At 71.0% G+C, this 25,953-nt stretch carries 22 protein-coding genes, 1 tRNA gene and 1 riboswitch; of the genes, 9 read left to right on the forward strand and 14 right to left on the reverse strand.

Annotated elements, in window-relative coordinates:
• Window positions 1–152: 152 nt before the first annotated feature.
• The gene (locus JW613_RS22320; protein WP_372447987.1) at window positions 153–1,589 is read left to right on the forward strand and encodes a DUF445 domain-containing protein; all 1,437 of its coding nucleotides are present in this window, start codon (window positions 153–155) and stop codon (window positions 1,587–1,589) included.
• Between the two features lie 116 nt (window positions 1,590–1,705).
• On the forward strand, window positions 1,706–2,575 hold the full coding sequence (locus JW613_RS22325; protein WP_209212640.1) for a fumarylacetoacetate hydrolase family protein: 870 nt from the start codon (window positions 1,706–1,708) through the stop codon (window positions 2,573–2,575).
• Window positions 2,576–2,631: 56 nt separating this feature from the next.
• On the opposite strand, the gene JW613_RS22330 is transcribed toward JW613_RS22325, so the two are convergent.
• Entirely contained in the window at window positions 2,632–3,708 is a 1,077-nt protein-coding gene (locus tag JW613_RS22330; RefSeq protein ID WP_209212641.1) for a Gfo/Idh/MocA family oxidoreductase, read from the reverse strand.
• Between the two features lie 225 nt (window positions 3,709–3,933).
• Here JW613_RS22330 and JW613_RS22335 point away from each other — a divergent pair, with 225 nt between their 5' ends.
• Entirely contained in the window at window positions 3,934–4,713 is a 780-nt protein-coding gene (locus JW613_RS22335; protein WP_185016940.1) for an HAD-IIA family hydrolase, read from the forward strand.
• Window positions 4,714–5,088: 375 nt separating this feature from the next.
• Here JW613_RS22335 and JW613_RS22340 read toward each other — a convergent pair whose 3' ends face one another.
• Together JW613_RS22340 and JW613_RS22345 are read right to left on the reverse strand one after the other, a co-directional pair.
• Complete coding sequence (locus tag JW613_RS22340) at window positions 5,089–5,928, reverse strand: CbtA family protein (RefSeq protein ID WP_209212643.1); 840 nt, start codon at window positions 5,926–5,928, stop codon at window positions 5,089–5,091.
• A 20-nt stretch (window positions 5,929–5,948) separates the two neighbouring features.
• Window positions 5,949–6,176 (reverse strand): CbtB domain-containing protein, encoded by a 228-nt coding sequence (locus tag JW613_RS22345; protein WP_209212644.1) that lies wholly within the window; start codon window positions 6,174–6,176, stop codon window positions 5,949–5,951.
• A gap of 32 nt (window positions 6,177–6,208) precedes the next feature.
• A riboswitch (cobalamin riboswitch) is annotated at window positions 6,209–6,331 on the reverse strand.
• Window positions 6,332–6,533: 202 nt separating this feature from the next.
• Between JW613_RS22345 and JW613_RS22350 the strand changes: the two genes are divergently transcribed.
• A complete protein-coding gene (locus JW613_RS22350) occupies window positions 6,534–7,601 on the forward strand; it encodes a glycoside hydrolase family 6 protein (RefSeq protein ID WP_209212645.1) in 1,068 nt (355 codons plus the stop codon).
• Window positions 7,602–7,735: 134 nt separating this feature from the next.
• Here JW613_RS22350 and glxA read toward each other — a convergent pair whose 3' ends face one another.
• The 4 genes from glxA to JW613_RS22370 all read right to left on the reverse strand — a co-directional run bounded on the left by glxA (window position 7,736) and on the right by JW613_RS22370 (window position 13,893).
• On the reverse strand, window positions 7,736–9,757 hold the full coding sequence (gene glxA, locus JW613_RS22355) for a radical copper oxidase GlxA (protein ID WP_209212646.1): 2,022 nt from the start codon (window positions 9,755–9,757) through the stop codon (window positions 7,736–7,738).
• The gene (locus tag JW613_RS22360; protein WP_209212648.1) at window positions 9,754–11,760 is read right to left on the reverse strand and encodes a glycosyltransferase family 2 protein; all 2,007 of its coding nucleotides are present in this window, start codon (window positions 11,758–11,760) and stop codon (window positions 9,754–9,756) included. Before JW613_RS22360 ends, glxA begins: the two co-directional genes overlap by 4 nt.
• Window positions 11,761–11,948: 188 nt before the next feature.
• Window positions 11,949–12,710 (reverse strand): FadR/GntR family transcriptional regulator, encoded by a 762-nt coding sequence (locus JW613_RS22365; protein WP_307865995.1) that lies wholly within the window; start codon window positions 12,708–12,710, stop codon window positions 11,949–11,951.
• Window positions 12,711–12,771: 61 nt separating this feature from the next.
• Window positions 12,772–13,893, reverse strand: coding sequence for a winged helix DNA-binding domain-containing protein (locus tag JW613_RS22370; protein ID WP_209212650.1), 1,122 nt, complete (start codon window positions 13,891–13,893; stop codon window positions 12,772–12,774).
• 148 nt (window positions 13,894–14,041) lie between these two features.
• Between JW613_RS22370 and JW613_RS22375 the strand changes: the two genes are divergently transcribed.
• The 3 genes from JW613_RS22375 (at window position 14,042) to JW613_RS22385 (ending at window position 17,030) form a co-directional block, all read left to right on the forward strand.
• Complete coding sequence (locus JW613_RS22375) at window positions 14,042–15,052, forward strand: ABC-2 transporter permease (protein WP_209212652.1); 1,011 nt, start codon at window positions 14,042–14,044, stop codon at window positions 15,050–15,052.
• A gap of 58 nt (window positions 15,053–15,110) precedes the next feature.
• The gene (locus JW613_RS22380) at window positions 15,111–16,925 is read left to right on the forward strand and encodes an AMP-binding protein (protein ID WP_209212654.1); all 1,815 of its coding nucleotides are present in this window, start codon (window positions 15,111–15,113) and stop codon (window positions 16,923–16,925) included.
• Window positions 16,926–16,956: 31 nt separating this feature from the next.
• Window positions 16,957–17,030 (forward strand) — tRNA-Lys (locus JW613_RS22385).
• A 61-nt stretch (window positions 17,031–17,091) separates the two neighbouring features.
• Here JW613_RS22385 and JW613_RS22390 read toward each other — a convergent pair.
• From JW613_RS22390 to ehuB, 5 genes are all read right to left on the reverse strand, one after another.
• On the reverse strand, window positions 17,092–17,883 hold the full coding sequence (locus JW613_RS22390; protein ID WP_209212656.1) for an IclR family transcriptional regulator: 792 nt from the start codon (window positions 17,881–17,883) through the stop codon (window positions 17,092–17,094).
• Between the two features lie 265 nt (window positions 17,884–18,148).
• A complete protein-coding gene (gene ehuA, locus JW613_RS22395; protein ID WP_307865996.1) occupies window positions 18,149–18,943 on the reverse strand; it encodes an ectoine/hydroxyectoine ABC transporter ATP-binding protein EhuA in 795 nt (264 codons plus the stop codon).
• A gap of 19 nt (window positions 18,944–18,962) precedes the next feature.
• Window positions 18,963–19,613 (reverse strand): ectoine/hydroxyectoine ABC transporter permease subunit EhuD, encoded by a 651-nt coding sequence (gene ehuD, locus JW613_RS22400; RefSeq protein WP_209212660.1) that lies wholly within the window; start codon window positions 19,611–19,613, stop codon window positions 18,963–18,965.
• Entirely contained in the window at window positions 19,613–20,350 is a 738-nt protein-coding gene (ehuC, locus tag JW613_RS22405; protein ID WP_209212662.1) for an ectoine/hydroxyectoine ABC transporter permease subunit EhuC, read from the reverse strand. The genes ehuD and ehuC overlap by 1 nt, the downstream gene beginning before the upstream one ends.
• The gene (gene ehuB / locus JW613_RS22410; RefSeq protein ID WP_209212663.1) at window positions 20,347–21,273 is read right to left on the reverse strand and encodes an ectoine/hydroxyectoine ABC transporter substrate-binding protein EhuB; all 927 of its coding nucleotides are present in this window, start codon (window positions 21,271–21,273) and stop codon (window positions 20,347–20,349) included. Before ehuB ends, ehuC begins: the two co-directional genes overlap by 4 nt.
• Before the next feature lie 124 nt (window positions 21,274–21,397).
• On the opposite strand from ehuB, the gene JW613_RS22415 reads away from it, so the two are divergent.
• Window positions 21,398–21,919, forward strand: coding sequence for a DUF3830 family protein (locus JW613_RS22415; protein WP_099881235.1), 522 nt, complete (start codon window positions 21,398–21,400; stop codon window positions 21,917–21,919).
• Window positions 21,920–21,979: 60 nt separating this feature from the next.
• On the opposite strand, the gene JW613_RS22420 is transcribed toward JW613_RS22415, so the two are convergent.
• Together JW613_RS22420 and JW613_RS22425 are read right to left on the reverse strand one after the other, a co-directional pair.
• A complete protein-coding gene (locus JW613_RS22420) occupies window positions 21,980–23,392 on the reverse strand; it encodes an amidase (protein WP_209212664.1) in 1,413 nt (470 codons plus the stop codon).
• A 215-nt stretch (window positions 23,393–23,607) separates the two neighbouring features.
• Window positions 23,608–24,591, reverse strand: coding sequence for a D-2-hydroxyacid dehydrogenase (locus tag JW613_RS22425; RefSeq protein WP_209212666.1), 984 nt, complete (start codon window positions 24,589–24,591; stop codon window positions 23,608–23,610).
• 237 nt (window positions 24,592–24,828) lie between these two features.
• Between JW613_RS22425 and JW613_RS22430 the strand changes: the two genes are divergently transcribed.
• Window positions 24,829–25,797, forward strand: coding sequence for a maleate cis-trans isomerase family protein (locus tag JW613_RS22430; protein ID WP_209212667.1), 969 nt, complete (start codon window positions 24,829–24,831; stop codon window positions 25,795–25,797).
• The last annotated feature ends 156 nt before the right edge of the window (window positions 25,798–25,953 follow it).

Consider the following 25,953-nt stretch of genomic DNA (forward strand, 5'->3'; position numbering starts at 1 on the left):
CCGTTCCCTCCGATGTCCGGCAAGGGAGAATGTCCCTCCCCGGGCTCGAGGGCGGTTCGGGGCGGAAGGGGTACCCCGAAGCTCCGGAACGTCCGCCGGTGTCGGGGCGTGGCCAGGGGCGATGCAGGGGGAGAGTGGATCGGATGGAACCGATGACCCGGGGCGAGCGGACCGAGGGTGAGGATGCCCACGTGAGAGCGATCACACGCGGCCGTGCCGCATCCCGGCAACTCCCCGGAGCCGGGGACGAGGCGCTACGCCACTCGGGTGCCGCCGGGGCTTCGGGTGCCGCCGGTGGTGCCGGAGGGCCGCGGGGGCCGGGCGGTGTCGGCGGTTTCACCCCCGCGGACGAGGAGCGGCGGCGCGGCGTACGGCGGATGAAGACCATCGCCACCGGGGCGCTGCTGTTGATGGCCACCGTCTTCGTGCTGGCCAAGTGGGCGGGGCACGCGGGCGCGGGCTCCTGGACCGGTTATGTGGCGGCTGCCGCCGAGGCCGGGATGGTGGGCGCGCTCGCCGACTGGTTCGCGGTCACGGCGCTGTTCCGGCATCCGATGGGACTGCCGATCCCGCACACCGCGATCATTCCGACCAAGAAGGACCAACTCGGGCAGAGTCTCGGCGATTTCGTCGGGGAGAACTTCCTGTCCGCCGCTGTCGTCCGCGACCGGCTGCGTGCCGTCGGCATCAGCAGCAGGCTCGGCGCCTGGCTGGCACAGCCGGAGAACGCCGACCGGGTGACGGCCGAACTGTCCACCGCGCTGCGCGGGGCGCTGACCGTGCTGCGGGACTCCGACGTCCAGGCCGTCGTCAGCGAGGCCATCACCCGCCGGGCCACCGCCAAGGAGGTGGCGCCGGGGCTCGGCACGATGCTGGAGAAGATCGTCGCGGACGGCGGCCACCGCCGGGTGGTCGATCTGGTGTGCACCCGGGCCGCCGAGTGGCTGCGTGAGCACGGCGACTCGGTCATGGGCGCGGTCACGGGGGGCGCGCCGGGCTGGACGCCGAAGTTCGTGGACCGGAAGGTCGGTGAACGTGTCTACCGCGAACTGCTGCGCTTCGTCACCGAGATGCGGGACATGCCCGACCACCCCGCGCGCGGCGCCGTGGACCGCTTTTTGACCGACTTCGCCGCCGACCTGCAAAGCGACCCGGACACCCGAGCCCGGGTGGAGCGGCTGAAGAACGAGACGCTGGCCCGCGGCGAGGTGCAGGACCTGATCGCCTCGGTGTGGGGCGCCGTGCGGGCCATGCTGGTGGCCGCCGCCGAGGACGAGCGCAGCGAACTGCGGGTCCGGGCCCGGACCGCGCTGCTGTCGCTGGGCAACCGGCTGGCCGCCGACGGGCGGCTGCGGTCGAAGGTGGACGGTTGGATCGAGGGCGCCGCCGTGCATCTGGTGACCACCTACCGGGAGGAGATCACCTCGCTGATCTCGGAGACGGTCGCCGGCTGGGACGCCGAGCACACCTCGAAGAAGATCGAGGCCCATATCGGCCGGGATCTGCAGTTCATCCGGATCAACGGCACAGTGGTCGGTTCGCTGGCCGGGCTGGCCATCTACACGGTGGCCCGGCTGTTCGGGGTGTAGGTCCGGGTGGCCGTAGTTCCGTGACACGGAAGCTACGGTCCAGTACGTGAACGCTCTCTTGTGGTTCTGAACGCCCTCTTGGAGGATCAGCTGATTCGCCTGGGAGGGAGAGCGACGTGAAACTGCTCCGCGTCGGACCTGCGGGAGCCGAGCGCCCCGCGCTGCTGGACGAGGACAACACCCTGCGCGACCTGTCGGGGATCGTTGCGGACATCGACCCCGCCCTGCTCGCGGACCCCGCCGCGCTCGACAGGGTGCGCGCGGCGGCCGCCGCCGGGAGACTGCCCGAGATGGCGGCGGCGGCCGAGCCGGAAGGAGCGCGGATCGGGCCGCCGCTGGCCCGGATCGGCAAGATCGTGTGCATCGGGCTGAACTTCCACGACCACGCCCGGGAGACCGGGGCAGCGGTGCCCGAGGAACCCATCGTCTTCATGAAGGCGCCCGACACCGTCGTCGGCCCCCACGACACGGTGCTGATCCCGCGCGGCAGCGAGAAGACCGACTGGGAGGTCGAACTGGCCGTCGTCATCGGCCGCACCGCCCGCTGTCTGGACTCCCACGAGGAGGCACTCGCCCACGTCGCCGGGTACACCGTCGGCAACGACGTGTCCGAGCGGGCCTTCCAGATCGAGCGCGGCGGCCAGTGGGACAAGGGCAAGAACTGCGAGACCTTCAACCCGCTGGGCCCGTGGCTGGTGACGGCCGACGAGGTGCCCGACCCGCAGGCGCTGGAAATGCGCCTGTGGGTCAACGGGGAACTGCGGCAGGACGGCAGCACGGCGGACCAGATCTTCTCCGTCGCCGAAGTGGTGCGCTACCTCAGCCACTTCATGACGCTGTATCCGGGCGACGTGGTCTCCACCGGCACCCCGGCCGGTGTCGCCATGGGCATGGCCGAGCCCAAGCCGTACCTGCGCGCCGGCGACGTCGTGGAACTGGAGATCGAGGGACTCGGCCGCCAACGCCAGGTCATGAAGTCGGCGTGAACGCCTGCGCGGCGCGGGGGGGGGTACCCCCACGCGCGGACTGCCCAAGCGCGGCGTCAGGCGCTGTGCGCGAAAGAGCGGGCCGCCTCCAGCACCTGGAGGGTGGCCGCCGCCTCATGGGCGGTGACCGGCGGCGGGGTGCCGTCGTGCAGCGCGGCGGCGATCGCGTCGTAGAACGCGGGATAGTCGCCGTCCAGCGTGGGCACCTCGCGCAACTCGTCGGGGGCGTCCTGGGCACCGAGCGTGCCCCACGCGTCCTGGGGCTCCACACCCCAGGGCGCCCCCTCGGCGGGGCGCGCGCCCGCGCGCAGCGCGTTCTCCTGCGGGTCGAGGCCGTACTTCACATACGCGGCCCTGCTGCCCAGCACCCTGAAGCGCGGGCCGAGCTGGGCGGCGGTGGCGCTCATCCACAGATGGGAGCGGACGCCGGTCTCGTGGGTGATGGCGATGAAGGTGTCGTCGTCCGCCTCGGCACCCGCGCGCCGTACATCCGACTCCGCGTAGACGGAGGTGGCCGGGCCGAAGAGGGTCAGCGCCTGGTCGACCAGATGGCTGCCCAGGTCGTAGAGGAGTCCGCCCACCTCTTCCGGGTCGCCCGACTCGCGCCAGCCGCCCTTGAGCCGGGGGCGCCAGCGCTCGAAGCGCGACTCGAAGCGGAACACCTCGCCCAGCGCGTCCTGACCCAGCAGCGAGCGCAGGGTGAGGAAGTCGTTGTCCCAGCGGCGGTTCTGGAACGGCGCCAGCAGCAGGCCCCGCGACTCGGCCTTCGCCGCCAGCTCGCGGGCCTGCTCGGCGGTGGGCGCCAGCGGCTTGTCGACCACGACCGGCAGCCCCGCGTCCAGTGCGCGGTGCGCGAGGGGGACGTGGGTGCGGTTGGGGGTGGCGATCACCACCAGGTCGAACCTGTCCGCGTCCGCGAACAGCTCGTCCGCCGACGCGACCGTCCGCACCTCGCCGTCCGGGCCGCCTGCCGCCCGTGCCTGCTTGCGGCGCTCCGGGTCGGAGGTGACCACGGTGTCCAGCGCGAGCCCCGGTGTGGTGGCGATCAGCGGGGCGTGAAAGACCGATCCGGCCAGGCCGAAGCCGAGCAGCCCGACGCGGAGCGGCGTGACGGTGGTGTCCATGCGGTTCATGCCCCCACCCTTGCAAAGCCTTCCGGCGGGAGCACGCACCGCACCCGCCTCCGTACCGCGGCCCCGGGTACTCGACGGCGTACGCCTCGGGTACTCGACGGCGTACGCCTCGGCTGACCGGCACCGGTCGCTGCCGTTACGCTGAGCGCGGCGGCCGGTTCGTGCTCGGCTCACGCGCGCACGTCCCCGCCGGCCGGACCACCACGACCTGGCAGGAGTCCATCCGTGGCAGAGCGCAAGCCCATCGAGTCCTGGCTCACCGACATGGACGGTGTGCTGATGCACGAGGGGATCCCCGTCCCCGGCGCCGACTCGTTCATCAAGCGGCTCAAGGAGTCGGGGCGGCCGTTCCTGGTGCTCACCAACAACTCGATGTACACCCCTCGGGATCTGCACGCGCGGCTGTCCCGTATCGGACTGAGCGTGCCGACGGAGAACATCTGGACCTCCGCGCTGGCCACCGCGCAGTTCCTGGACGACCAGCGCCCCGGCGGCACCGCCTACGTCATCGGGGAGGCCGGGCTGACGACGGCCCTGCACGACATCGGATACGTCCTGTCCGACGCCGACCCCGACTACGTGGTCCTCGGTGAGACCCGCACCTACAGCTTCGAGGCGCTGACCCGGGCCATCCGGCTGATCAACGACGGTGCCCGCTTCATCGCCACCAACCCCGACGAGACCGGACCCTCGGCCGAGGGCGCGCTGCCCGCCACCGGCTCGGTCGCCGCCCTCATCACCAAGGCCACGGGCCAGCACCCCTACTTCGTCGGCAAGCCCAACCCGCTGATGATGCGCGCCGGGCTGAACGCGATCGGTGCGCACTCCGAGACCAGCGCGATGATCGGTGACCGGATGGACACCGATGTGCGCGCGGGCATGGAAGCCGGACTGGAGACCTTCCTGGTGCTGACGGGTCTGACCCGGCCCGACGAGGTCGAGCGGTACCCCTACCGCCCCTCCAGCGTCGTCGATTCGATCGCGGACCTCGTCGACCGGGTCTGAGCGCAACTCTCTTGCCCTGCAGGGCCGCCGTACGGAGTAACGGGCGTGCTCTGCGGATGCGGAGCGGCACCACCGGGCGGAGCGTCTATGGCATCGGACCGATGCCCCGGAGGTCTCCGCCATGCCGCACGTCCCCGCCCCCGCGACGCTGGTCCGCAGCGGGGCGGGCCGGTGGCGGCCGGCCGTCGGGGCGGGGTGGGTCCTGCTGATGGTGGTGGTGTGGCTGTGCGCACCGGACTCCGGCACGTCCGGTGCGGCCGGGGGCGGCCCGCTGCTGGGGGACGTCTCCCGGGCGGGCAGCCTCGCCCCGGAGCGGTCCGGCACGGAGCGTCCCGCTGCGGGGGCCGCCGCCCCCACAGCGGAAGCCGGCCGGGGTCAGGGAGTGGAAGAGGCGGACCGCTCGCGGGGGGCGGACCGCTGCCGGCGCAGGGACGGGGCCGCGAAGACCGCACCCAGTACGCCCCACAGGACCACCTGCCCGCCCAGCGAGAGCATCCGGAAGTCCCACAGCAAGGTGGCCGGCACCGGGACCGCGTCCGGGTTGTCCGGCAGCAGGAAGAGCGCGGCCAAGGTGGCGACAACGGCTGCCGCGGCGCCCGACTGACGTACCGGCAGCCCGTGCCCGGCCTGCCCGAGCCGCTGGTGGACCTGGTGTGCCAGCACCGTTCCGAGTACGCCGATGACCAGCGCGGCCAGCCACAGGCCCTGCCGTTCGGTGACGGTGCCGCCGTCGCCGACCCCCGGCGGGTTCGCCGGGTAGCGCAGCGCCGGAAGCAGGGACAGCGCGAGGAACCCGGCGCCGGCCAGGCCCATGGAGCGCTGCCAGTCGCGGCCGTCGTCCCGGGGCGCCGAGCGGTTGGGGGAACCTCCCGGCCGAAGGCCGCGGGACAACGCGTAAGCGAGCGTGAAGAACACGCCGATCGCCAGACCGGCCACCACGGCGGTGACCACCAGCCCGAGGTGCTGGGTGCCCCGGCTGAAGAGTTCCTCGGCCTCGGCGGCATGGCTGTGCCCCGAGTGGGAGGCGCCCGCGTGCGCGGTGGCGGCTTCGGCTGCCGAGCGTTTCTCCTCCAGCCGGATGGCCCGGTCCATCAGGGGCTCGGCCAGCAGCAGTGAGAACAGCCCGGACGCCAGCCCCGCGATCCCGCCGGCCGCGAGACCGCGGCCGAGCAGGGGCAGCAGGGGATAGGGAGTTGGTTGTGCGGAGACGGACATGACGCGCGACCCCCGATCGGTCAGTGGCAGGGGGCGCCGAACAGATGACGGCCGTCGTGCGAGAACTCGTGCAGATAGGAGCCGGTTGCCGAGACGAGGTCGCCGTTGTCGACGAAGACGGCGTACAGGGCGATCAGCGCGACGATCGCGGCGGCGGCGACGATGAGCCAGTCGCGGGTCCTGACGGTCGCCGGGTGTGCGGCGGCGCTCTCGGGTGCGACGGTCGTGCCGACGGTGTGCGGGGACATCCGCGTGCCTCCTCCTGGGGTTTCCACGCCCCATCGGTGGAGAAGCGACAGATCAGTTCCTGACTTCCGCGGCCGCCGGGGCGGTTGCGGACACAGTGGCGGGACCGTCCCGGAGTCGCACCGGGTTCCTGAGCACTGTCGCCTCGATATGAAAGTATGCCGTTCCGGAGACTCCCAGCCTGTCATGACCACTGTCAACAAGGTCCCCGTCACACTCCCCGTCGCACCGGGTGCGGAACTCGGCCGTGCGAATCGGGCGTTGTGACACGATGGGGCGACGTTGTGGCCCGTCAGCGGTCCGGTCGGCGGCCGACCGGCGGTCCGGTCGATGGCCGGAGTACAGCCGAGGGGGAGTGGATGTACGGCAGCGCCAGTAACGGCGCCCGGCGCCCGCGTACCGCGCGCGCGATATGCGCCCGCGCCCGGGGCGTCACCGGGAGCGCAGTGGCGGGAGCCCTGCTGCTGGCCGGCTGCTCGTCGGGTGGCGGCGCGGACGACGGTGACCCGCAGGCGGGTCCCACCGTGCGGCAGCGCCCCGAGTCCGTGGCCCCGTACTGGGTCGACCCCGCGGGGAACGCCGCACGGCAGGCGCGGGCCTACGCCGAGGACGGCAAGTCGGCGCGGGCCGCACAGCTGAAGAAGATCGCCGAGCAGCCGGTGGCCGAGTGGATCGACTCGGCCGACCCCCGCGGCCACACCGCCCGCGTCACCAAGGCCGCGGCCGCCGCGGACCGCGGCGCGCTGCTCGTCCTCTACAACGTGCCGCAGCGGGACTGCGGGCAGTACAGCAAGGGCGGCGCGAAGGACGCTGCGGCCTACCGCGCTTGGCTGGACGGCGTCGTGGCAGGCATCGGGAAGCGCACCGCCACGGTGATCGTGGAGCCGGACGCCCTGGCCCACACCGTCTCCGGCGCATGCGCCGCACCCCAGCTGCGTGAGGAGCGCCACCGGCTGCTGCGCGACGCCGTCACCCGGCTCAAGCGGCTCCCCGGCACGACGGTCTACCTGGACGCCGGAAACCCGGACTGGATCCGAGACCCGGGCGCGCTGGTCGAGCCCCTCCGCCGGGCGGGGATCGGCAAGGCCGACGGGTTCGCGCTGAACGTCTCCAACTTCCAGACCACCGCCTCGAACGTCGCCTACGGCAAGCGGCTGTCCTCGATGGTCGACGGCAAGCACTTCGTCGTCGACACCAGCCGGAACGGCAACGGGCCGCTGCGCGGCAGCGGGGACGAGCGCTGGTGCAACCCGCCCGGCCGGGCGCTGGGCGAGGCGCCCACCACCCGGACGGGACACGAGAAGGTGGACGCCTATCTGTGGATCAAACGGCCGGGCGAGTCGGACGGCCAGTGCCGCGGGGGCCCCGCGCCGGGCACATGGTGGCCGTCCTACGCCCTGGAACTGGCCCGCAACACCAAGGGGTGAGCCGTGTCAGGCGGCTGAAGAAGGGGGTGCCCCTGGCTGTCCGTTGCAGGCCAGGGGTGCGTTGTGGCTGTGGGGGCACCTCCCGGACGGAGTCCGGGGGAGCAGTTCCCCGCGCCCCTGACGGGGCGGGACCCCTACTTCGGGTCGCCCGTGGTGATGGGGGCGTGCGCCGCGTCGGGGTCGATGCCCACATGGACCCACTGGGCCTTCGAGGGTACGCCGTCCCCGTCCACGCCGAAGACCATCCACCAGCCGGGTGTGACCAGGGACGGATCGTCCGGAATGGTGGTGGTCACCGTTCCATCGGCGGACCGCTTCATCTTCAGCGCGACGGACGACTGCTCCACGTTCGTCACGTGTGTGAAGGAGCCGGGTCGCACCAGCCGCAGCCGCTTCAGCGAGGCGGCGTCCTTGCTCTTGAGGGAGAGCCGGGAGCCGGGCATCAGCTTCTCCGGGTTGCCTTCGGCGAGCCGCAACTGCGGCTGGGGTTTCCCCTTGTGCAGGTAGGGCGGTGTGTAGATCTCGATGCGCTGGTCGAACTCCCCCGGCTTGGTGTTGGCCTTGTCCGCGTACAGCGAGTCCGAGCCGAAGGTCATCACCCGGCCGTCGGGCAGCAACAGCCCGCCGGAGTGGTAGTTGCGGCCGACCAGGGGCGCGGCGGCCTCCTTGAACTTGTTGGTCTTCGGGTCGTAGAGCGCGGCCTTCAGCACATTGCTGTCGCTCTTGCCCCGGTACCGGCCCGAGCCGTTCGTCGTCAGCACGGTGTCGTTCGGCAGGATCACGCTGCTGGGGTAGCGGACCTTGTCGTAGAGCCTGGGGCCGTCGCGGAAGCGGGGGGTGTCGGAGGACAGGTCCACGATGCGGGTCTTGTCCGTGGTCTTGTCGGACTCGCCGACCCCGCCGCCGCCCTCGACGATGAACTTCCGCGACTGGGTGGGCGGCAGCGGTACCGACATCGCCGTCTCCAGCACGTCCGGGTCGCTCATCCCGGGGATCTTGGTGAACTTGTTCGTCTCCAGGTTCCAGATGCCGGGCGTGCGGCCCTTGTCGGCCGGTCCGTACCCGGCGGTGGTGCCGCTGTAGAAGACCCGGTTCTCGCCGATCAGGTGCAGCCCGGGGTAGGTGGGGAAGAAGCGGGTCTCGGGCATGTAGTGCCACTTCTTCGTCTTCGGGTTGTAGATCTCGTTCTTGCCGGGGACGACCTGGCCGATGTCGTCGAGCCCGGAGACGGACATGACCCTGCCGTCCTGGAGGGTGAGCTGGGTGGGGTACCAGCGGGCCTCGTGCATCGGGTCGACGGTGATGTAGCGCTCGGCCACCGGATCGAACTCGTAGGCGTCCTTGATCCCCTGGAAGTCCTTCTTGTCGAAGGACATCTTCTGGGCGATGCCGTAGACGTCGTGCTTCCACGCCCCCTTCAGACCGCTGACCGCGTACTTGTCCTCGGTGCCCGTCTGGTACTCGCGGCCTTCCTTGGCGGCCTCGGCGTACAGCCGGGTGACGCTGTGCACGGTGGCGACCTTGCCGGTCTCCGGGTCCTTGACCTTCTTCGCGGGCGGCAGGTTGACGCTGCGCTGGGCGACGAACGTCTTGCCCGTCCTGCGGCCGGTGAAGCGCGTCCCCTTCTTGATCATCTTGGACCGGTCGGGGTTCTCGTTGTAGACGAACATCAGCCCGCCGGCCTTCTTCACATCGCCCTGGAGCGTCTCGTAGCGCTGGGTGCCGCCCGCGACCAGCAGCTTGCCGTCGGGAAGCTGGTTGTGCCCCGAGCAGAACAGGTCGTTGGGGGTGGGGATGTTCTTGAAGGTGTTCTTCGCCGGGTCCCACAGCACGGTGCGGAAGCTCTTGGCCTTGAAGTTCTTCGCGTCGTTGCCCGAGCCCGCCACCAGCAGCACCTTGCCGGTGTGCAGCAGTGCCGCGTGGATGGTGTTGATCCGGTACTTCTCGGGAATGTCGACGATCTGCCAGTGGCCCTTCTCGGCCTTGTACTCGGGCCGGTTGATCTCGTACTCGTGGTACTGCTTCGAGGCGAAGCCGTACAGCGCCGGGCCGTTGAACCCGGCGATGAGCGCGACGACCGCCGTACCGATGGCTATGCGCCGGGCCCGTCGCTTCTTGGCGCTCGCGGCGCGGCGACGGCTCCGTCGGGTTGTCATCGTTCCTGTCCCCCAAGGACGCTCTGGTTCACATACTGCCGGTCGGGCGCGTACGCCGACGGTGGGCCGGCCGCCCCGGTCCCGGCCGGGGCTTCCGCCGCGGCCGGGGGCTGCGGCGATGCGCCGTGCCGGCTCCTGCGGCGGCCTCTGCGCGCCGTGCGGCGCCGCTTCTCGGCCCGGACGGTGGCGCGCCAGCCGACGATCGGCGCTGCCGTGATCAGCAGCGCGAGCGCCGCCCAGGTGAGCATCGCCGGATGGTCGTGGCCCAGGAAGAGGGAGCCGACGAGCGAGCCGGCGAAGACCGCGATGAAGAACAGGTGCACCCGGAAGGTGCCGAAGAGGGTGTCCGGGCTCGCCGAGTCACCCTTGGGCGTGACGACGAACTTGCTCTTGCGGCGCAGCACGGTGTCGAAGAGGGAGCGCGCGTAGATCGGCGCGGACAGCGCGGACATCAGCATCCCGGCCAGCCCGCCGGAGCCCTCGGGCTCGTGCGGGGAGACGTTGTGCCGCCGGTTCCAGATGTACAGCCCGATCTGCAGCGCGGTGGCGTTGCCGTACAGCGCCATCCAGATGGTGGGGTCGATCTGCACGCCGGAGGCGCCCATGCCGAGGAAGAGCGCGCAGGACAGCGCGGCCAGGATCCAGTTGAGCGCCGAGGCCGGGTAGAAGAGCATCAGCAGGGTGTAGTTGAACAGCTTGCCGGGCGGCATGGAGCCCAGGCCGCGCCAGTACTGCCCCAGGATCGTCTCGTAGGTGCCGCGCGACCAGCGCAGTTGCTGGGTGAAGAAGTCCGTCCAGGCGTTGGGGCCCTCGCCGACGGCCAGCACGTCGGGGGTGTAGACGGAGCGCCATTTGTTGCCGGTGGCCGGGTTGCGGTGGCGGTGCATCTCGAAGCCGGTGGCCATGTCCTCGGTGATGGAGTCGTAGAGACCGCCGATGGACTTGAGGGCCTTGACGCGCACCGCGTTGCTGGTGCCGACGAACATCGGCGCCTGGTAGCGGTTGCCTGCGCGCTGGATGAGGGCGTGGAAGAGGAACTGCTGGCTCTCGGCGGCCTTGGTGACGAAGTTGTCGTAGTTGCCGTAGACCTGCGGGCCGATGACGAAGCCGACGTCCGGGTCGCGGAAGTAGCCGAGCATCCGCTCCAGGTAGTTGGGCAGCGGCACATGGTCGGTGTCCACGCCGGCGAAGAAGTCGTAGTCGTCGCCGTGCGCGTCCAGCCAGGCGTTGTAGTTGCCGTGCTTGGTCTTGGCGCGGAAGGCGCCCTTGGCGGTGTTCCACCTGGCCGTGCCCTTGCGGGAGAAGTGGTGCACTCCCAGCCGCCGGCAGACCTCCTTGACCTGGGGGTCGTCGCCCTCGTCGAGCAGCCAGACGTGCATGGTGCCGCGGTGCCGCACCCGTACGGCCGCCTCCAGGGTCCTGGTGACCATCTCGATCGGCTCCTTGCCGGGCACGAACGAGGTGAGGAAGGCGACGCGGGTGCCGGCCTCGGGCACCACGGGTATCGGGTCGCGGGCCACCAGGGTGGCGTGCGCGTTGGACAGGACGTTGAGCGTACGGAACAGCTCGATCAGCCCGATCGAGACGAGCATGACGACATCGAGCTTGAGCACCAGGTCGGAGACCTCGCCCGCGTCGCGGCGCGTCCAGTGGTCGGGCTGCATCAGCCAGACCAGCAGCGCGGCGGACAGCAGCGGGGCCAGGCACAGCAGGAAGCCCGCGCGGAACCGGTGCGGCTCGTCGGCCAGCAGGCTGCGGTAGCGCACCCGGTAGGGCCGGTCCGGGTCGGGCCGGGTGAGCGGCCCGGCGAGCCGGCTGTAGTGCTCGTAGTCGTAGCGGGGCGCGGCACGCTCCCAGGGGTGCGGGGAGGGCCGCCGGGAAGGCGCCGACCGGCCGGAGGGTCTGCGCAGTCCGGGTATGCGCAGCTGCGTGGTCTGCGTCGGGTCCTGGCTGTCGTGCTCCTGCCATTGCGGGTGCCGGGCGCCCATGGGCGGCGTGGTCATGACTTCTGTCCCCCCGCACGCACCTGTGGGGCGTGCTCTTGTGCCGAGCCGCGTCCTGGCCCCCGCTCGAGGCGCGGCGTACTTCGGTCTCCGTGTCCCCGTGTCCCCGCAGCACGGTACGGACCGAACGGTAACCGCACGTCAGGTTCTACAACTTGGCAGATGAACGCAAGAGCGGAAGGGGTGGTTTAGCGCCATTGGGGCGTTATCGGAGCGGCAGATGTGATGGAGGAGTCACCAAAACGTGGCTGCCGTGTGGTGGCGTCCGAGGCGGTCGAACGGAGTCGTTCACGGATGTTGCCGAAATGGGCGCGCACGGCCTCCTCCGCGCGCCGCATGTCACCGCTGCGGACGGCGTCGAGGATCGCGGCGTGCTGCTGCCAGGTCATCCGCGGGTCCGGCCGCAGTTCGGCCAGATCCGTGCGTACCCGGTGGAAGGCGTCCCAGAAGGCGTCCAGCACCTCGCTCAGCAGCGAGTTGCCCAGCCCGGCGTAGAGCGTCGAGTGGAAGGCCCGGTCGGTCTCCGCCCGCACCTCCCCCTCGTCCGCCTCCCGCCGCATCCGCTCGACCAGCGCCTCCAGTTCGGCCAGCTGCTCGGGCCCGGCCACCAGCCGCGCCATCAGCCCCGTCTCCACCGCCTCGCGCAGCTCCAGCAGTTGCAGCAGGCTGTCCTCGCCGCGGTAGTGCCCGGCGACGGTACGGAAGGAGAGCCCCTCGGTCATGGGGGCCATGGACATCGTGCCGACGTAGGTGCCGAAGCCGTGCCGGATCTCCACGATGCCCATCGCCTGCAGCGCCTTGAGCGCCTCGCGCACGGAGTTGCGGCTCACCTCCAGCCGCTCCATCAGCTCCGTCTCGGTGGGCATCGGGGCACCGGGCGGCAGCCGCTCCTCGATGATCAGCTTTTTGATCCGCTCCTGGATCTCCCCGAGCCTTCCCCGGCTGCGCACCCTGTGGCCTCCTTCACCCGGGCCTTGTCACCGCCCCGTCACCCGCCCTTCGGCCGTCAGCCTACGCGGGCCCCGGAGCGCGGGGCGCGGTGAAGGTGACGAGGCGCGGTCCGGGACGGCCGTCGGTCGCGAACGTCAGCAGCCGCTCGCCCTCCTCGGCCAGCGCCTGTTCCACCTCGTCGGCCAGCGGCTCGAAGGGGGCCAGGGTCAAGGTGGCGGTCTTGCGGCCGGTGTCCGCCTTCCAGGTGCCGCGCACCCTGCCGTCCACCAGGAAGGTGCCGGGCACCTGTCCGTTCTTGGTGGCCAGGGCGCGGCGGACCGGCTCGTCCAGGAGGCGGGAGCGGTCCGCGTGCGAGAGGATGATGTTGTCGTACTCGGCCAGGAAACGCACCGGCAACGGGAGTTCGGGGTCGGGCCGGGGCGCGTCGGGCAGGTCGAACAGCTCGCGGCCCGCCTCGTCGGTGAAGACCCGCAGCTGGGGCCGCAGCCGCTCCAGCACCTCACCGAGCCGGGTCAGCCCCGACCAGCTCTGCGCGTCCCGTACGGAGGCCGGGCCGAAGGCGCCGAGGTAGCGCAGCACCATCGTCTCCACGCACGGTTCGGCCGCCGGGGGCCGTCCCAGCCAGCGCTCCACGGTGTCCACCACCGGCTGTCCCGAGCGCCCCCACAGCCCGCGCGGCGGCAGCTGCACCAGCGCCAGCAGATACCGCGCCGTCATCGCCAGCGCGCGGGCCTCCACCTGCGGCCAGCGCTCCTGGAGCCGGACGCCGAGCTGGCTGCCGGTCAGCGGCTCCTCGGCGAGGAGCGTGCGGGCCGCCTCCGCCACCTGCCGGGGGTCAGCGCCGCCGAGCTGTTTGGCGAGGGAGGTGCGCACCATGGCCTCGTGCAGCGGCTGGGTGAGGGCCCGCAACTGGATCGCGTCGCGCTCGCTGACCAGATGGACGGTGCCGCGCATGACGCTGAGCCTGACCAGTTCGCGGCTCTCCAGCAGCAGCGAGAGGTCGCGCGGGTCGAAGTCCGCAACCCTGCTCCACAGGGCGAAGTACGGCGGCCTGGGCGCCTGTGCCTGGAGACCGACCAGGTGCTCGACGGCGTCCCGTACCGGCATCCGGGCGCGTTCGACGAGCAGTTGGCGTGCGAGCAGGGCGCGGCACAGGGCCGGCCGCGTCAGGGGTGCGGGCATGGTCATGAGTCTCGCCGATGGGGCCGTGCCGCGCCACGCGACGGCCGCGGCACGGCGCGCCCGGAACCCCAACAGCGGGGTATGTACCGGGGCATGCGGTATGGATGGAGACAATTACTCCCGAGGGCACCGACAAGGGAATGAGTCCATGCACAATGCCACCCCTGGAGCTGGAGCCCGCGGCGCGCTCACTCCCGGCACGCTCGCGCTCGTCCTCGGCGTGCTCCTCGTCCAACTGAGCTTCCTGCTCTCCTACATCGGCTCCTTCCACGCTCCCGACCCGCAGGGCATCCCGATTGCCGCCGTCGCGCCCCAGAAGGCGGCCGACCGGCTCGACCGGCTGCCCGGGGACCCGCTGTCCGTCACCGTGGTCGAGGACGAGCACACGGCGCGTGAGCGCATCCGGGAGCGGAAGGCCGAGGGCGCCTATCTGATGAACCCGCGCGGCAGCCGGGACACCCTGCTGGTCGCCTCCGGCGCGGGCGGCCCCCAGGCCCAGGCGCTGCGCAAGGTCGGCGAGCGGGTGGCCGCCGACCAGGGCAGGCAGCTGAAGGTGGTGGACGTCGCCCCGTCGGGGGAGCAGGACCACGAGAGCCTGACCGCGTTCTACCTCATCGTCGGCTGGCTGGTGGGCGGTTATCTGCTGGCCTCGCTGATGGGGGTGCTGGCGGGCACCCGGCCCGCGCGGCCGGGACTCGCCGGGCTGCGGCTGGCCGGGGCGGCGGGGTACGCCGTCCTGTCCGGGCTCGGCGGGGCGATCATCGTCGATCCGGTGCTGCACGCGCTGCCGGGGCACTTCGTGGCGCTGTGGTGGGTCGGTGCGCTGCTGGTGTTCGGTACTGCGGCGTGCACGCTGGCGCTGGAGGCGTTCTTGGGGGTGGTCGGCATCGGGGTGGCGGTGCTCATCTTCGTCGTCCTGGGCAATCCGAGCGCGGGCGGCGCCTTCCAGCAGCATCTGATCCCCTCGTTCTGGCGGGCGATCGGCGACTGGATCCCGACCGGTGCCGGGACCACCGCCGTACGCAACATCGTCTACTTCTCCGGCAACGCGCTCGGCACGCCCCTGCTGGTGCTCGGCGGCTGGGCGCTGGCGGGCGTGGTGCTGCTGCTGGTGGGGTCGCTGCGGCGCAGGGAGCGCGGTCTGACCCTTCCGCTCTGAGGAACCGGAGCGCGGCAGGCCTCCCGATCTGACGCAGCATCAGTTATCGTGCGCGGCCATGAGCGCATCGGTGAGCGCACCCCGCAGGCACCCGGCGCCCGGCGCGGGCACCGTCGCCGAGCTGGTACGGGCCCAGTGGCACGATCCGCGCCCCGGCGGGCTCCGGGCCGCCGGGCTCAGCCTCACCCGGCACGCCACTGCCGCGGCTGCCGCCGCCCGCGCCGCGCTCCTGGCCGACCTGCTGCCCCGCGGTGCCGAGCCGCACATCGGAGTGCTGCTCGACAACACGCCCGAGTACCCGCTCTGGCTGGCCGCCGCCGCGCTCGCCGGAGCCACCGTCGTCGGCGTCAACCCCACCCGGCGCGGCGCCGAGCTGGCCCGCGACATCAGCCACACCGAGTGCGCCCTGCTGGTCACCGAACGCGCCCACCTTGCGCTGCTGGACGGACTGGAGCTGCCCGTGCTCCGGCGCGGCGGGCCGGGCCCGGGGCGGCTGCTGGTGACCGACGAGCCCGGTTACGCGGAGCTGCTGCGGCCGTACGCGACCGCGGAGCCGGGGGAGGTCACCGTCGCCCCGCCCGAGCCCTCCCGTCGCATGCTGCTCACCTTCACCTCCGGCTCCACGGGTGCACCCAAGGCCGTCGTCGTCACCCAGGGCCGACTGGTCGGCGCCGGAAGCGCGCTGGCCGACCGGTTCGCCCTGGGCCGGGACGACGTGCACTACCTGTGCATGCCGCTGTTCCACGGCAACGCCGTCATCGCGGGCTGGGCGCCGGCGCTCACCGCGGGCGCCGGGGTGGCGCTGGCCCGCCGCTTCTCGGCCTCGCGCTTCCTGCCCGATGTACGTGCCCGGGGCGCGACCTACTTCACCTACGTCGGCCGTGCGATCCAGTATCTGCTGGCCACACCGCCCCGCGAGGACGATGCCGACAACCCGCTGCGGCTCGGCTTCGGCACCGAGGCCGGCCCCGTGGACGCGGACCGCTTCGCCGCGCGGTTCGGCGTCCGGCTGGTGGAGGGGTACGGCTCCTCCGAGGGCGGAGCGGCCCTCCAGCACGACCCGGACGCACCGCCCGGAGCCGTGGGCCGGGCCGCGCCGGGCACCGATGCGGCCGTCGTCGACCCGGACACCGGCACGGAGCGGCCCCGCGCCCGCCGCGGGCCCGACGGCAGGCCGACGGAGGTCGCGGCCGCCATCGGAGAACTGGTCAACCGGGGCCCGAACGGTTTCGAGGGCTACTGGAAGAACCCGGCGGCCGACGCCGCCCGCACCCGAAACGGCTGGTTCTGGACCGGCGACCTGTTCTTCCGGGACGAGGAGGGCTGGTTCCACTTCGCCGGGCGCGCGGACGACCGGTTGCGGGTCGATGGCGAGAACCTGGCCGCGGCCGTGATCGAGAACACCCTCGCCCACTGCCCCGGGGTGCACTCCGCCGCCGTCTACGCCGTGCCCGACCCGGTCTCCGGCGACCAGGTCATGGCCGCCCTCGCCGTCGGCCCCGAGGGCGCCTTCGATCCGCAGGGCTTCTCGGCGTTCCTGGCCGGGCGGACCGAGCTGGCCACCAAGGCCGCGCCGCGCTTCGTGCGGATCCTGCCGGCCCTGCCGCTCACCGCCACCCACAAGATCGACCGCGCGGCGCTGCGCCGTGCGGGCTTCCGCTGTCCGGAGCCGGTGTGGTGGACGCCCTACGAGGACGTCCGGGAACCCGGTGCGGGAGCGCGCGGCAGGGCGCCCGGGACCGGCTACCGCCCACTGACCGGACCGGACCTGGCGGCACTGCTGGCCAGGTACGAGGCACACGGCCGGGCCGGGCTCGTCGGGGGCGGGCCCCGGCCGGACGGGTGGTCACCAGCACCCTCTCGAAGGGGGTAGTATTTGTGTCGTCGGCCGGAAACGGCGACGGGCGCCGCTAGCTCAGTTGGTTAGAGCAGCTGACTCTTAATCAGCGGGTCCGGGGTTCGAGTCCCTGGCGGCGTACCCACAGGCTGCGGCCCCCTTGGTTTCCAAGGGGGCCGCAGTCGTCTTGGTGCGGAAGCGCTCAGATCGCCAGCGACAGCATCACCGGCGCGGCCCGCTGACTCAGCACCTCGGCGGCGCGGCGCAGCCGGTGCGCCTGGTCGACGGGGAGCGAGAGCGCCAGGCAGCTGACCGCCGAGCCCGCCGTCACCGGCACCGCGGCGCAGACCGTGCCCACGGCGTACTCCTGCAGGTCCAGCACCGGGACGGTGGGCGGCTGCCGGTCGAGCGCGGTCAGCAGCAGCCGCTCGTCGGTGATCGTCCGAGAGGTGAGCCGGGGCGTCTTGTGGCGGGAGAGATGGTCGAGGCGCCGGTCGTGGTCGAGCTGGCTGAGCAGACACTTGCCGATCGCGGTCGCGTGCGCGGCCGAGCGGAAGTCCACCCACTGGTTGACCGCCGGGGTGGTGGGGCCGTCGGCGACCTGGGTGCTCTCCAGCTCACCGTCCTGGTACCGGCCGAAGTAGACGGCGGCGCCCACGGTGTCCCGCAGCTCGTCCAGGGTGGCCTGGAGCCGTTCGCGGAGGGCGCGGGCGCGCTCCACGCCGGAGCCCAGCAGCACCAGCGCCTCCCCGACGACGTATGTGCCGTCCTCCAGTTGCGCCAGATACCCCTCGCGGCACAGCATGCGCAGCAGTTGGTCCAGCTGGCCGGTGGGCAGTCGGGTCCGGCGGGCTATCGCGTCCTCGTCGATGCCGTCCCGGTACCGGGAGACGGTCTCCAGCACCCGCAGGGCGTGCCGCACCGAGCCGAAGGGCGTGACCGGCTCCCGTTCCGGCTCCTCGGACGAGCCTCCGGGCGGTTGGAGTAGCGTCACGGTGTCCCCCTGGAGGTTGTGACCGTTTGTACCGTTACCACTTCGTGTGGTCACGGCTTCATATCTCACGATAGCGGCCAACCGGGTGCCGGGACGGGGCTGTTTTCGTGATCGGCATATGCCAGACGGCTGAATGCGCCCCCTGACGCGCCCCTTGGCGCGCCCCCCGCCCCTTACGCGGGGCCCACGGCACCGAGCCCGCGCCGCGATGCGGCGCGGGCTCGGCAGGGCCCCAGGGGCGCGCGTTCGTCGATGACGTGATGAGTCACAGGACGGCGCTGAGGAACTCCCTGGTGCGCTCGTGCTCCGGGTCGGTGAAGATCTTCTCCGGCGCTCCGGACTCGATGACCCGCCCCGCGTCGAACATCAGCACGTCGTCGGAGATGTCCCGCGCGAAGTTCATCTCGTGCGTGACGCAGAGCATGGTGATGTCCGTGGAGTGGGCGATGTCCCGCAGCACGTCCAGCACCCCGGCCACCAGCTCCGGGTCGAGCGCCGAGGTGACCTCGTCCAGCAGCAGCACCTGCGGCCGCATCGCGAGGGCACGCGCGATGGCCACCCGCTGCTGCTGGCCGCCGGACAGCTGGCTGGGGTACTTGTCGATGTGGTCGGTCAGCCCGACCATCTCCATCAGTTCACGCGCCCGCTGCTCGGCCTCGTCCTTGCCCAGGCCCAGCACATGCACCGGAGCCTCGGTGATGTTGCGCAGCACCTTCATGTTGGGGAAGAGGTTGAACTGCTGGAAGACCATGCCGATGTTCTTGCGGACCTCGCGCGAGTGCCTCTCGCTCGCCGGCACCAGCTTGCCGTTCTTCTCCTCGTGGGAGAGGTACTCGCCGCCCACCTTGATGGTGCCCTCGTCGGGCTTCACCAGGGTCATCAGCAGCCGCAGGATGGTCGTCTTGCCCGATCCGGACGGGCCGATGAGGGTGACGTGCTTGCCGGACGACACATCGAAACAGAGGTTGTCCAGCACCACGTTGCTGCCGTAGCGCTTGGTGACGTTGTCGAACTTGATCAGTTCGCTGCCGTCGACGGCGGGGTTCGTACCCTCGCTCACGGCTGTGCTCGGGTTCTTCTCAACGGACAAGACGACGCTCCAGGGCTCGCATCAGCAGGGAAGCCGGGTAGGCGATGAGGATGAAGGCGATGCCGACGACGGTGATCGGCTCGGTCGGCTGGAAGGTGGTCGCGGTGAACTGCCGCGCCTGGCCGAGCATCTCCAGCGCACCGATCACCGCGATCATCGGCGAGTCCTTCAGCATCGCGATCACGTAGTTGCCCAGCGCGGGCACCACGCGGCGGATCGCCTGCGGCAGGATCACGGCGCTCCAGGTGCGGCCACGCGGCATGCTCAGCGCGGTGCAGGCCTCCCACTGGCCGACCGGCACTCCGTCGATACCGGCGCGGTAGACCTCGGCCGTGTACGTCGAGTAGTGCAGACCGAGGCCGATGACGCCGGTGGTGAGCGCGGAGAGCGTGACGCCCCACTCCGGCAGTACGTAGAACAGGAAGAACAGCTGCACCAGCAGCGGTGTGTTGCGGACGAACTCGGTGACGACCATCACCGGCCAGCGGACCACCTTCAGCGGCGAGCGCTGGGCCATCGCCCAGACCAGGCCGAGCGCGAAGGCGATCAGCGAGCCGAGCACCAGCGCCTGGAGCGTGACGAGCACGCCGTCCCAGAAGCGCGGCATGAAGTCACCGACAGCGGACCAGTCCCACTCCATCAGGCACCTCCCGCACTGGACTTGGAGACGGCGGTCGCCTGCCGGATGCTGAGCTTCTTCAAGCCCTTGCCCTTCTCCGGGGCCTGGCCGATGCCCGCCTTCGCCTTCCGCTCCACGGCGCGCATCACCCGCGTCAGCAGGAAGGCCAGGATGAAGTACATGACCAGGATGATCGTGTAGACCGGGGCGCTCTCACCGAGCGCGTTGCGCACCAGCGCGGCCCCGAAGGTGATGTCGCCGACGCCCAGTACGGACACCAGCGCGGTGCCCTTGAGCAGTTCGATCAGCAGGTTGTTGGCGGGCGGGATCATCTCCGGCCACGCCTGCGGCAGCAGGATCTTCGTCAGCCGCTGCCACGGCGAGAAGCTGAGCGCGATGCCCGCCTCCTGCTGGGCCGGTGCCACGGCGGCCAGTGCGCCGCGCACGATCTCCGAGCCGTAGGCGCCGTACGACAACCCGAGCGCGAGCACCGCCGCCCACATCGGCACCAGCTGCCAGCCGAACGCCATCGGGAGCACGAAGAAGATCCAGAACATCAGCACCAGTGCCGACGTCCCCCGGAATATCTCCATGTACAGACCGGAGAGGAACCGGACTATCCACAGCCGGTGCGTCCTGGCGACACCCACCACGAAGGCGACGAACGCGCCCAGCGCCGCGCTGAAGACGGTCAGCTGGACGGTGACCCAGACACCCTGGAAGAGCAGTTCCCACAGACCCGCGGTCAGGTTCGTCATGCGCAACGCTCCTTCGCGGTCATGTCGGTCATCTCGTCCTCCACGAAGCCGAAGGGCTTCATGAGGCGGAAGAGTTCACCGCTCTTCTTCATCTTGTGCAGCTCGCGGTTGAACGCGTCCCGGAGTTTCGTTTCCGTCTTACGGAACGCGAATGCGCCGGTGCCGAGGTCGGGCTTTCCGTCCAGCTTCGGGGTGAAAGCATCGGTGAACTCGGCTTTCCGGCTCTTCGTCTGCCGGACCACGTTGCGAACCGTGACGGCCGTACCGGCGAAAACATCGGCGCGGCCCTGTTCCACGGCAAGGAGTCCCGCCAGCTGGTCGGGGAGCAGCAGAATTTCCGACTCCTTGATGCCTGCCTCCGCCGCATACGCGATTTCCGCGTACCCGGTGCCGGTGGCCATCTTGGCGCCGCTCTTCTTGATGTCCTCGTAGTTGTGCAGGTTCTTGGGATTCCCCTTGCGCACGATAAACGCGTCGCGCATCTCGTACTCGGGGTCGGCGAACAGGACCTGTTTGCACCGAACGGGCGTTATGTACATACCGGCCGCGACCACGTCGAACTGCTGCGAGTTGAGCCCCGGGATCAGCGAGTTGAACTCGGTCGGGAACGGCTGGACCTTCGGGACCCCCAGCCTCTCGAAGATGACGCGCGCGATCGCCGGTGAGCTCCCCGTCAGCTCGCCGTCCTTGTCGATGTAGCTGTAGGGCTGTTCACCGGCGAGGCCCAGCTTCACCGTGCCCTGGGCCTTCAGCCGTTCCAGAAGATCCCCCCCGTTCTGGGTGTCCGCGCTGGACACCCGGCTGCAGGCGGTTGTTGCGCCGAGCGCACTCACCGCACTCAAGGACGCCGCCCCCGCGAGCAGCGACCGACGGCTCAAACGTCTCCCGGCACCTGCCGTGTTGTTCCTCTGTGGTGGAGCCATGGGCGCGCGTATACCCAGGCGTACTGAAGATATGCGGATAATTTCAAGCCGTTATGGGGTCGCGCTGAGGCCGACATCTGGGCCACCATTAGCGGGTAAATGACCACCCTGGTGCGGAGGCACGATGGCTGAGCGCTTCATTGAAGTGTCGTTGGACAAGCGGGGAGTGAGCTGCACGGCAAAGCTGCTCGACGACCGCGCACCGATCACCTGCGCCGCGGTGTGGGATGCGCTGCCGCTGGGCGGCGACGTCTACCACGCGAAGTATGCGCGCAACGAGATCTACGCCCTCATTCCCCCCTTTGCCCCGCAGGAGCCGCCTCTGGAGAATCCGACCATTACCCCCATTCCCGGTGACCTCTGCTATTTCACCTTCACCAACACCCAGTTGGCCACGCCGGGGTACGGGTACGAGGCCGCGGCCGAGCAGCAGGGCGGCCAGGCGGCACACGTCGAGCACTCCACCGTCGTCGACCTCGCGCTGTTCTACGAGCGCAACAACCTGCTGATCAACGGCGATGCCGGCTGGGTGCCCGGCATCGTGTGGGGGCAGGTGGTCGAGGGGCTCGACGCCATGGCGGAGGCCTGCCAGGACCTGTGGCGGTCCGGCGCCATCGGCGAGACCCTCAACTTCCGCCGAGCCTGACACCTGACAGCAGTGCCCGTCGGGGGGTGAGGCCTCCCCGACGGGCCCGTAACGACGCCCTCAGCCGAGGGCCGAGGGCACCTGGGCGGCGACGCCCGCCTCGAACAGCGCGTGCGAGGCGCTCAGCACGAGGGCGTCGGCGTGCCGGGGCCCCACCAGTTGGAGCCCGACGGGCAGACCCGCCCCGTCGACACCGCACGGCACCGAGGCCGCGGGCTGCTGCGTCATGTTGAACGGGTAGGAGAACGGCGTCCACCCGGTCCACCGGGTGTGGGACGAGCCGCGCGGCACCTCCACCCCCGCCTCGAAGGCGGTGATCGGCATGGTCGGCGTCACCAGCAGGTCGTACCGCTCGTGGAAGGCGCCCATCAGCCGGCCCAGCTCCATCCGCTCGTCCACGGCGGCCAGATACTCCAGCGCGCTGCGCGCGGCACCGTCCGCGCAGATCTCCTGCAAGCCGGGATCAAGACTCTCGCGCTGATCTTGGCTGAAACCTTGAGTGACCCGCGCCGCACCGCTGAACCACAGCGTGTGGAAGGAATCGACCGGATCGGCGAACCCCGGATCCGCCTCCTCCACCACCGCGCCCAGCTCCGCCAGCAGCGCGACCGCCTCGCGTACCGCGGCCGCGACGTCCGGCTCCACCGGTACCCGGCCCCCGAAGTCGGGACTGAAGGCCACCCGCAGCCCGCGCACCCCCTCGGCCCCGGCGGCCAGCGCCCCGCGGAAGCTGTGCGGCACCGGGCCCAGGTGCGACCAGTCCCGCGGGTCCGGCGAGCTGATCACATCCATCAGCAGGGCCGCGTCCTCCGCGTCCCGGGTCATCGGGCCGACGTGCGCCAGCGTCCCGAAGGCACTCGCGGGATAGATGGGCACCCGCCCGTAGGTGGGCTTCAGCGCGAAGATCCCGCAGAAGGAGGCCGGGATCCGCACCGACCCGCCACCGTCCGTGCCCAGCGACAGCGGCCCGGCACCCGCCGCGACGGCCGCCGCGCTGCCCCCGCTGGAGCCGCCGGCGGTGCGGTCGGGCGCGTACGGGTTGCCGGTCACTCCGTGCCGGGGGCTGTCGGTGACCCCCTTCCAGCCGAACTCGGGCGTCGTCGTCTTGCCCAGGAAGACGGCGCCGCTCTCCCGCAGCCGGGCGACCGAGGGCGCGTCCTCGTCCCCGGGGCCGCCGTCCCCCACGGCCCAGGAGCCCTTGAAGGTGGGCCCGCCGCGCTGCAGCAGGATGTCCTTGACGGTCACCGGCACCCCGTCCACCGGGCCCGCCGGCTCACCGCGCTGCCAGCGTCCCGCCGACTCCTCGGCCTGCCGCAGCGCGTCCTCGCTGTCGATGCGGACGAACGCGTTGACGCGCTCCTGTGTCTGTGCCGCGCGATCCAGCGCCGCCCGGGTGACCTCCACGGGAGTGAAGTCCCCCGTTTCATAGCCCGCCACGAGCTGGGTCGCGGTCAGGGCGTTGAGATCGGACATGACGAAACCTCCCGAGAGACCGGGCACCCCGCAAGGCGGACTGCCACAGGAACACGAGCCTTGGCCCGCACCGCGCCCAAGGCGTGAAGAAACGACCCGCGTGAAGAAACGACCCGGTGACACGAGATCCGGTGACCGGTGACCGGTGACCGGGAACGGGTCCCGGTGGAGCGAGCCGGCAGCAGGCGCCCCTCAGGGCGCCTGCTGCCCGCCGGTCAGTCCGTCGGCGCCGCGGGGGCGCTCGGAACGTAGCCGAGGTGCTTGTCGACGACGTTGAGCAGCGGCTCGCCCGCCTCCCAGCGGTCGAAATTGTCGAGGAACTGCTCCGCCAGGTCGTCGCGCCAGCCGACCGTGTCACCGCTCATATGGGGCGAGATGAGCAGTCCGGGCACGTCCCACAGCTTGCTGTCGGCCGGCAGCGGCTCCTCGGCGAACACATCCAGCGCCGCGCCCTTGATCCGGTGCTTGAGCAGCGCGTCCATCAGATCGTCCTCGACCACGTGCGCCCCCCTGCCCACGTTCACGAAGTGGGCCCCGGGCTTCATCCGCGCAAACATCCCGGCGTCGAACATTCCCGTCGACTCCTGGGTCAGCGGCGCCACGCATACGACCCAGTCGGCCTCGCCGAGCAGGCCGGGCAGGGAAGCGGTGCTGTGGACGCGCCCGAATTCGGGGTCGCCCTCCCGCGCCGTCCGCCCGACGAGGTCCACTTTGACACCGAGTGCCAGCAGCGCGCGCCCGATTTCCCGGCCGATCGGCCCGGAGCCGACGACCGTCGCGCGACTTCCGCCCACGCGGAATGTCTCCCGGTGCCGCCAGCGCCGCTGTCGTTGCAATTCCCATGTGCCACGGAAGTCCTTGGCCATGGCCAGTACGAGCCCGAGGACGTATTCGGCAATGGGACGGTCGAAGACGCCTCGTGCATTTGTGATGACGGTCTCACGACCGTCGGCGAGCTCCGGCAGCAGCCGGTCCACTCCGGCGCTGGGCGTGTGCACCCAGCGCGGCCTCTGCCCGTCGCCCGGCCATGCCTCGCGCACCGCGTCGGAGAGGAAGTCCCAGACCAACAGTACGTCGGCCTCGGGGAGTTGGGCGGCGAGAGTCTTCTCGTCGGCGTGCATGACGCGCGCGCGTCCCGCGAGTCGGTCGAGCCGGGGAAGCGGCTCGGCGTCGAGGACAAGAACGCAGGTTTCGGACATAGGCAGGAAACCGTTTCGAAACGCAGGGACGGTTGGCTGAACGTGTGAGCCGGGGAGGGACGGGAACCAGCCTCAGATGGCGGGATTGACCACGGTAGGGAGCAGAAACTACCTTCGTCAACAAAGACATCTGTCCCGGCGTCCCGGCTTCTGACCGGCTTTGCTTTTCCTCTGACTTCCCTTGACTCAGGGGCCTTCTGGCCATGAGCCTTCCCCTCCGTTCTTTTGGGGCCCGAAATGGACGTCTCCTTCCTCGGCGGACCGTTGCCGCAGCGCGGCGTGGGAATCGTCGCTCCCTTCGACTTCGCACTGGACCGTGAGCTCTGGCGCTGGGTGCCGGACGACGTGTCCTTGCATCTGACCCGAACTCCCTTCGTCCCCGTGGAGGTCAGCCTCGACCTCGCCCGCCTGGTCAGCGAGCACGAGACGCTGCGCGAGGCGGTACGGGCGCTGTGCGCGGTGGCTCCCGAAGTGGTGGCCTACGCCTGCACATCGGGCAGCTTCGTGGGCGGTACCGCCGGTGAACGGGCCATGGCGGCTGCCATGGCGGAGGCCGGTGACATCCCCGCCCTCACCACCTCGGGTGCGCTTCTGGACGCGCTGCGTGAGATCGACGCGCGGCGCATCGCCATCGTCACCCCGTACACCAAATCGGTCACCGACTCCCTGGAGGAGTACCTGGACGAGGCCGGTATCGGCATCACCGGGCGCTGCTACATGGGGCTGACCCGGGAGATCTGGCGGGTGGCCTACCGGGACGTGGTCGACATGGCGCGGGAGGCGGTGGTGGACGCGCCGGACGCGCTGTTCATCTCCTGTACCAACCTCCCGACGTACGACGTCATCCCGCAGCTGGAGGCCGAGTTGCGGATGCCGGTGCTCTCCGCCAACCAGGTCACCATGTGGGCGGCGCTGCGCTCGGTCGGCAAGCAGGCGGTCGGCCCCTACCAGGCGCTGCTCGACCCGGTCGCCCGACGCGGCCCGGCCGCCATGACGTCCACCACCGGCACCCAGCCGGTGGCCCACGAGACGGACGGGCTGGTCGAGCCGGAAGAGCAGCAGAAACACGAGCCGGAGGCCGCGCTGGCGGGCGCCGGCACCGATTCGTCGGCGTCCGCCGAGCCGCTGGAGGGCACCTCCGACCTCGGCTACGGACAGTCCGGACATCCGGAGGAGTGGGGCGGCGGCACACAGCCCCCGGCCTGACCTCCCCCACCGGCTCCGAACGGCCCGGCCCGTTCCGTACGAAACAACCTTCCGTACGACCCAACCGCCGTACCGCTACCGGCAGTACGGCGGCCGAGTACGCGCGTACGCCCCGCTGCGTGCGTACGCGCCCCCTCTCGCAGCACCCCCGGATCC

It is taken from the genome of Streptomyces smyrnaeus, assembly GCF_017676345.1.
GTDB lineage: Bacteria > Actinomycetota > Actinomycetes > Streptomycetales > Streptomycetaceae > Streptomyces > Streptomyces smyrnaeus.

What these genes read in the sequence shown, in the direction of transcription:
- JW613_RS22320 (WP_372447987.1), top strand. Translation starts at nt 153, where the DNA reads ATGACCCGGGGCGAGCGGACCGAGGGTGAGGATGCCCACGTGAGAGCG.
- JW613_RS22330 (WP_209212641.1), bottom strand. Translation starts at nt 3,708, where the DNA reads ATGAACCGCATGGACACCACCGTCACGCCGCTCCGCGTCGGGCTGCTC.
- JW613_RS22340 (WP_209212643.1), bottom strand. Translation starts at nt 5,928, where the DNA reads ATGTCCGTCTCCGCACAACCAACTCCCTATCCCCTGCTGCCCCTGCTC.
- JW613_RS22345 (WP_209212644.1), bottom strand. Translation starts at nt 6,176, where the DNA reads ATGTCCCCGCACACCGTCGGCACGACCGTCGCACCCGAGAGCGCCGCC.
- JW613_RS22350 (WP_209212645.1), top strand. Translation starts at nt 6,534, where the DNA reads ATGTACGGCAGCGCCAGTAACGGCGCCCGGCGCCCGCGTACCGCGCGC.
- glxA (WP_209212646.1), bottom strand. Translation starts at nt 9,757, where the DNA reads ATGACAACCCGACGGAGCCGTCGCCGCGCCGCGAGCGCCAAGAAGCGA.
- JW613_RS22360 (WP_209212648.1), bottom strand. Translation starts at nt 11,760, where the DNA reads ATGACCACGCCGCCCATGGGCGCCCGGCACCCGCAATGGCAGGAGCAC.
- JW613_RS22370 (WP_209212650.1), bottom strand. Translation starts at nt 13,893, where the DNA reads ATGCCCGCACCCCTGACGCGGCCGGCCCTGTGCCGCGCCCTGCTCGCA.
- JW613_RS22375 (WP_209212652.1), top strand. Translation starts at nt 14,042, where the DNA reads ATGCACAATGCCACCCCTGGAGCTGGAGCCCGCGGCGCGCTCACTCCC.
- JW613_RS22380 (WP_209212654.1), top strand. Translation starts at nt 15,111, where the DNA reads ATGAGCGCATCGGTGAGCGCACCCCGCAGGCACCCGGCGCCCGGCGCG.
- ehuD (WP_209212660.1), bottom strand. Translation starts at nt 19,613, where the DNA reads ATGGAGTGGGACTGGTCCGCTGTCGGTGACTTCATGCCGCGCTTCTGG.
- ehuC (WP_209212662.1), bottom strand. Translation starts at nt 20,350, where the DNA reads ATGACGAACCTGACCGCGGGTCTGTGGGAACTGCTCTTCCAGGGTGTC.
- ehuB (WP_209212663.1), bottom strand. Translation starts at nt 21,273, where the DNA reads ATGGCTCCACCACAGAGGAACAACACGGCAGGTGCCGGGAGACGTTTG.
- JW613_RS22415 (WP_099881235.1), top strand. Translation starts at nt 21,398, where the DNA reads ATGGCTGAGCGCTTCATTGAAGTGTCGTTGGACAAGCGGGGAGTGAGC.
- JW613_RS22420 (WP_209212664.1), bottom strand. Translation starts at nt 23,392, where the DNA reads ATGTCCGATCTCAACGCCCTGACCGCGACCCAGCTCGTGGCGGGCTAT.
- JW613_RS22425 (WP_209212666.1), bottom strand. Translation starts at nt 24,591, where the DNA reads ATGTCCGAAACCTGCGTTCTTGTCCTCGACGCCGAGCCGCTTCCCCGG.
- JW613_RS22430 (WP_209212667.1), top strand. Translation starts at nt 24,829, where the DNA reads ATGGACGTCTCCTTCCTCGGCGGACCGTTGCCGCAGCGCGGCGTGGGA.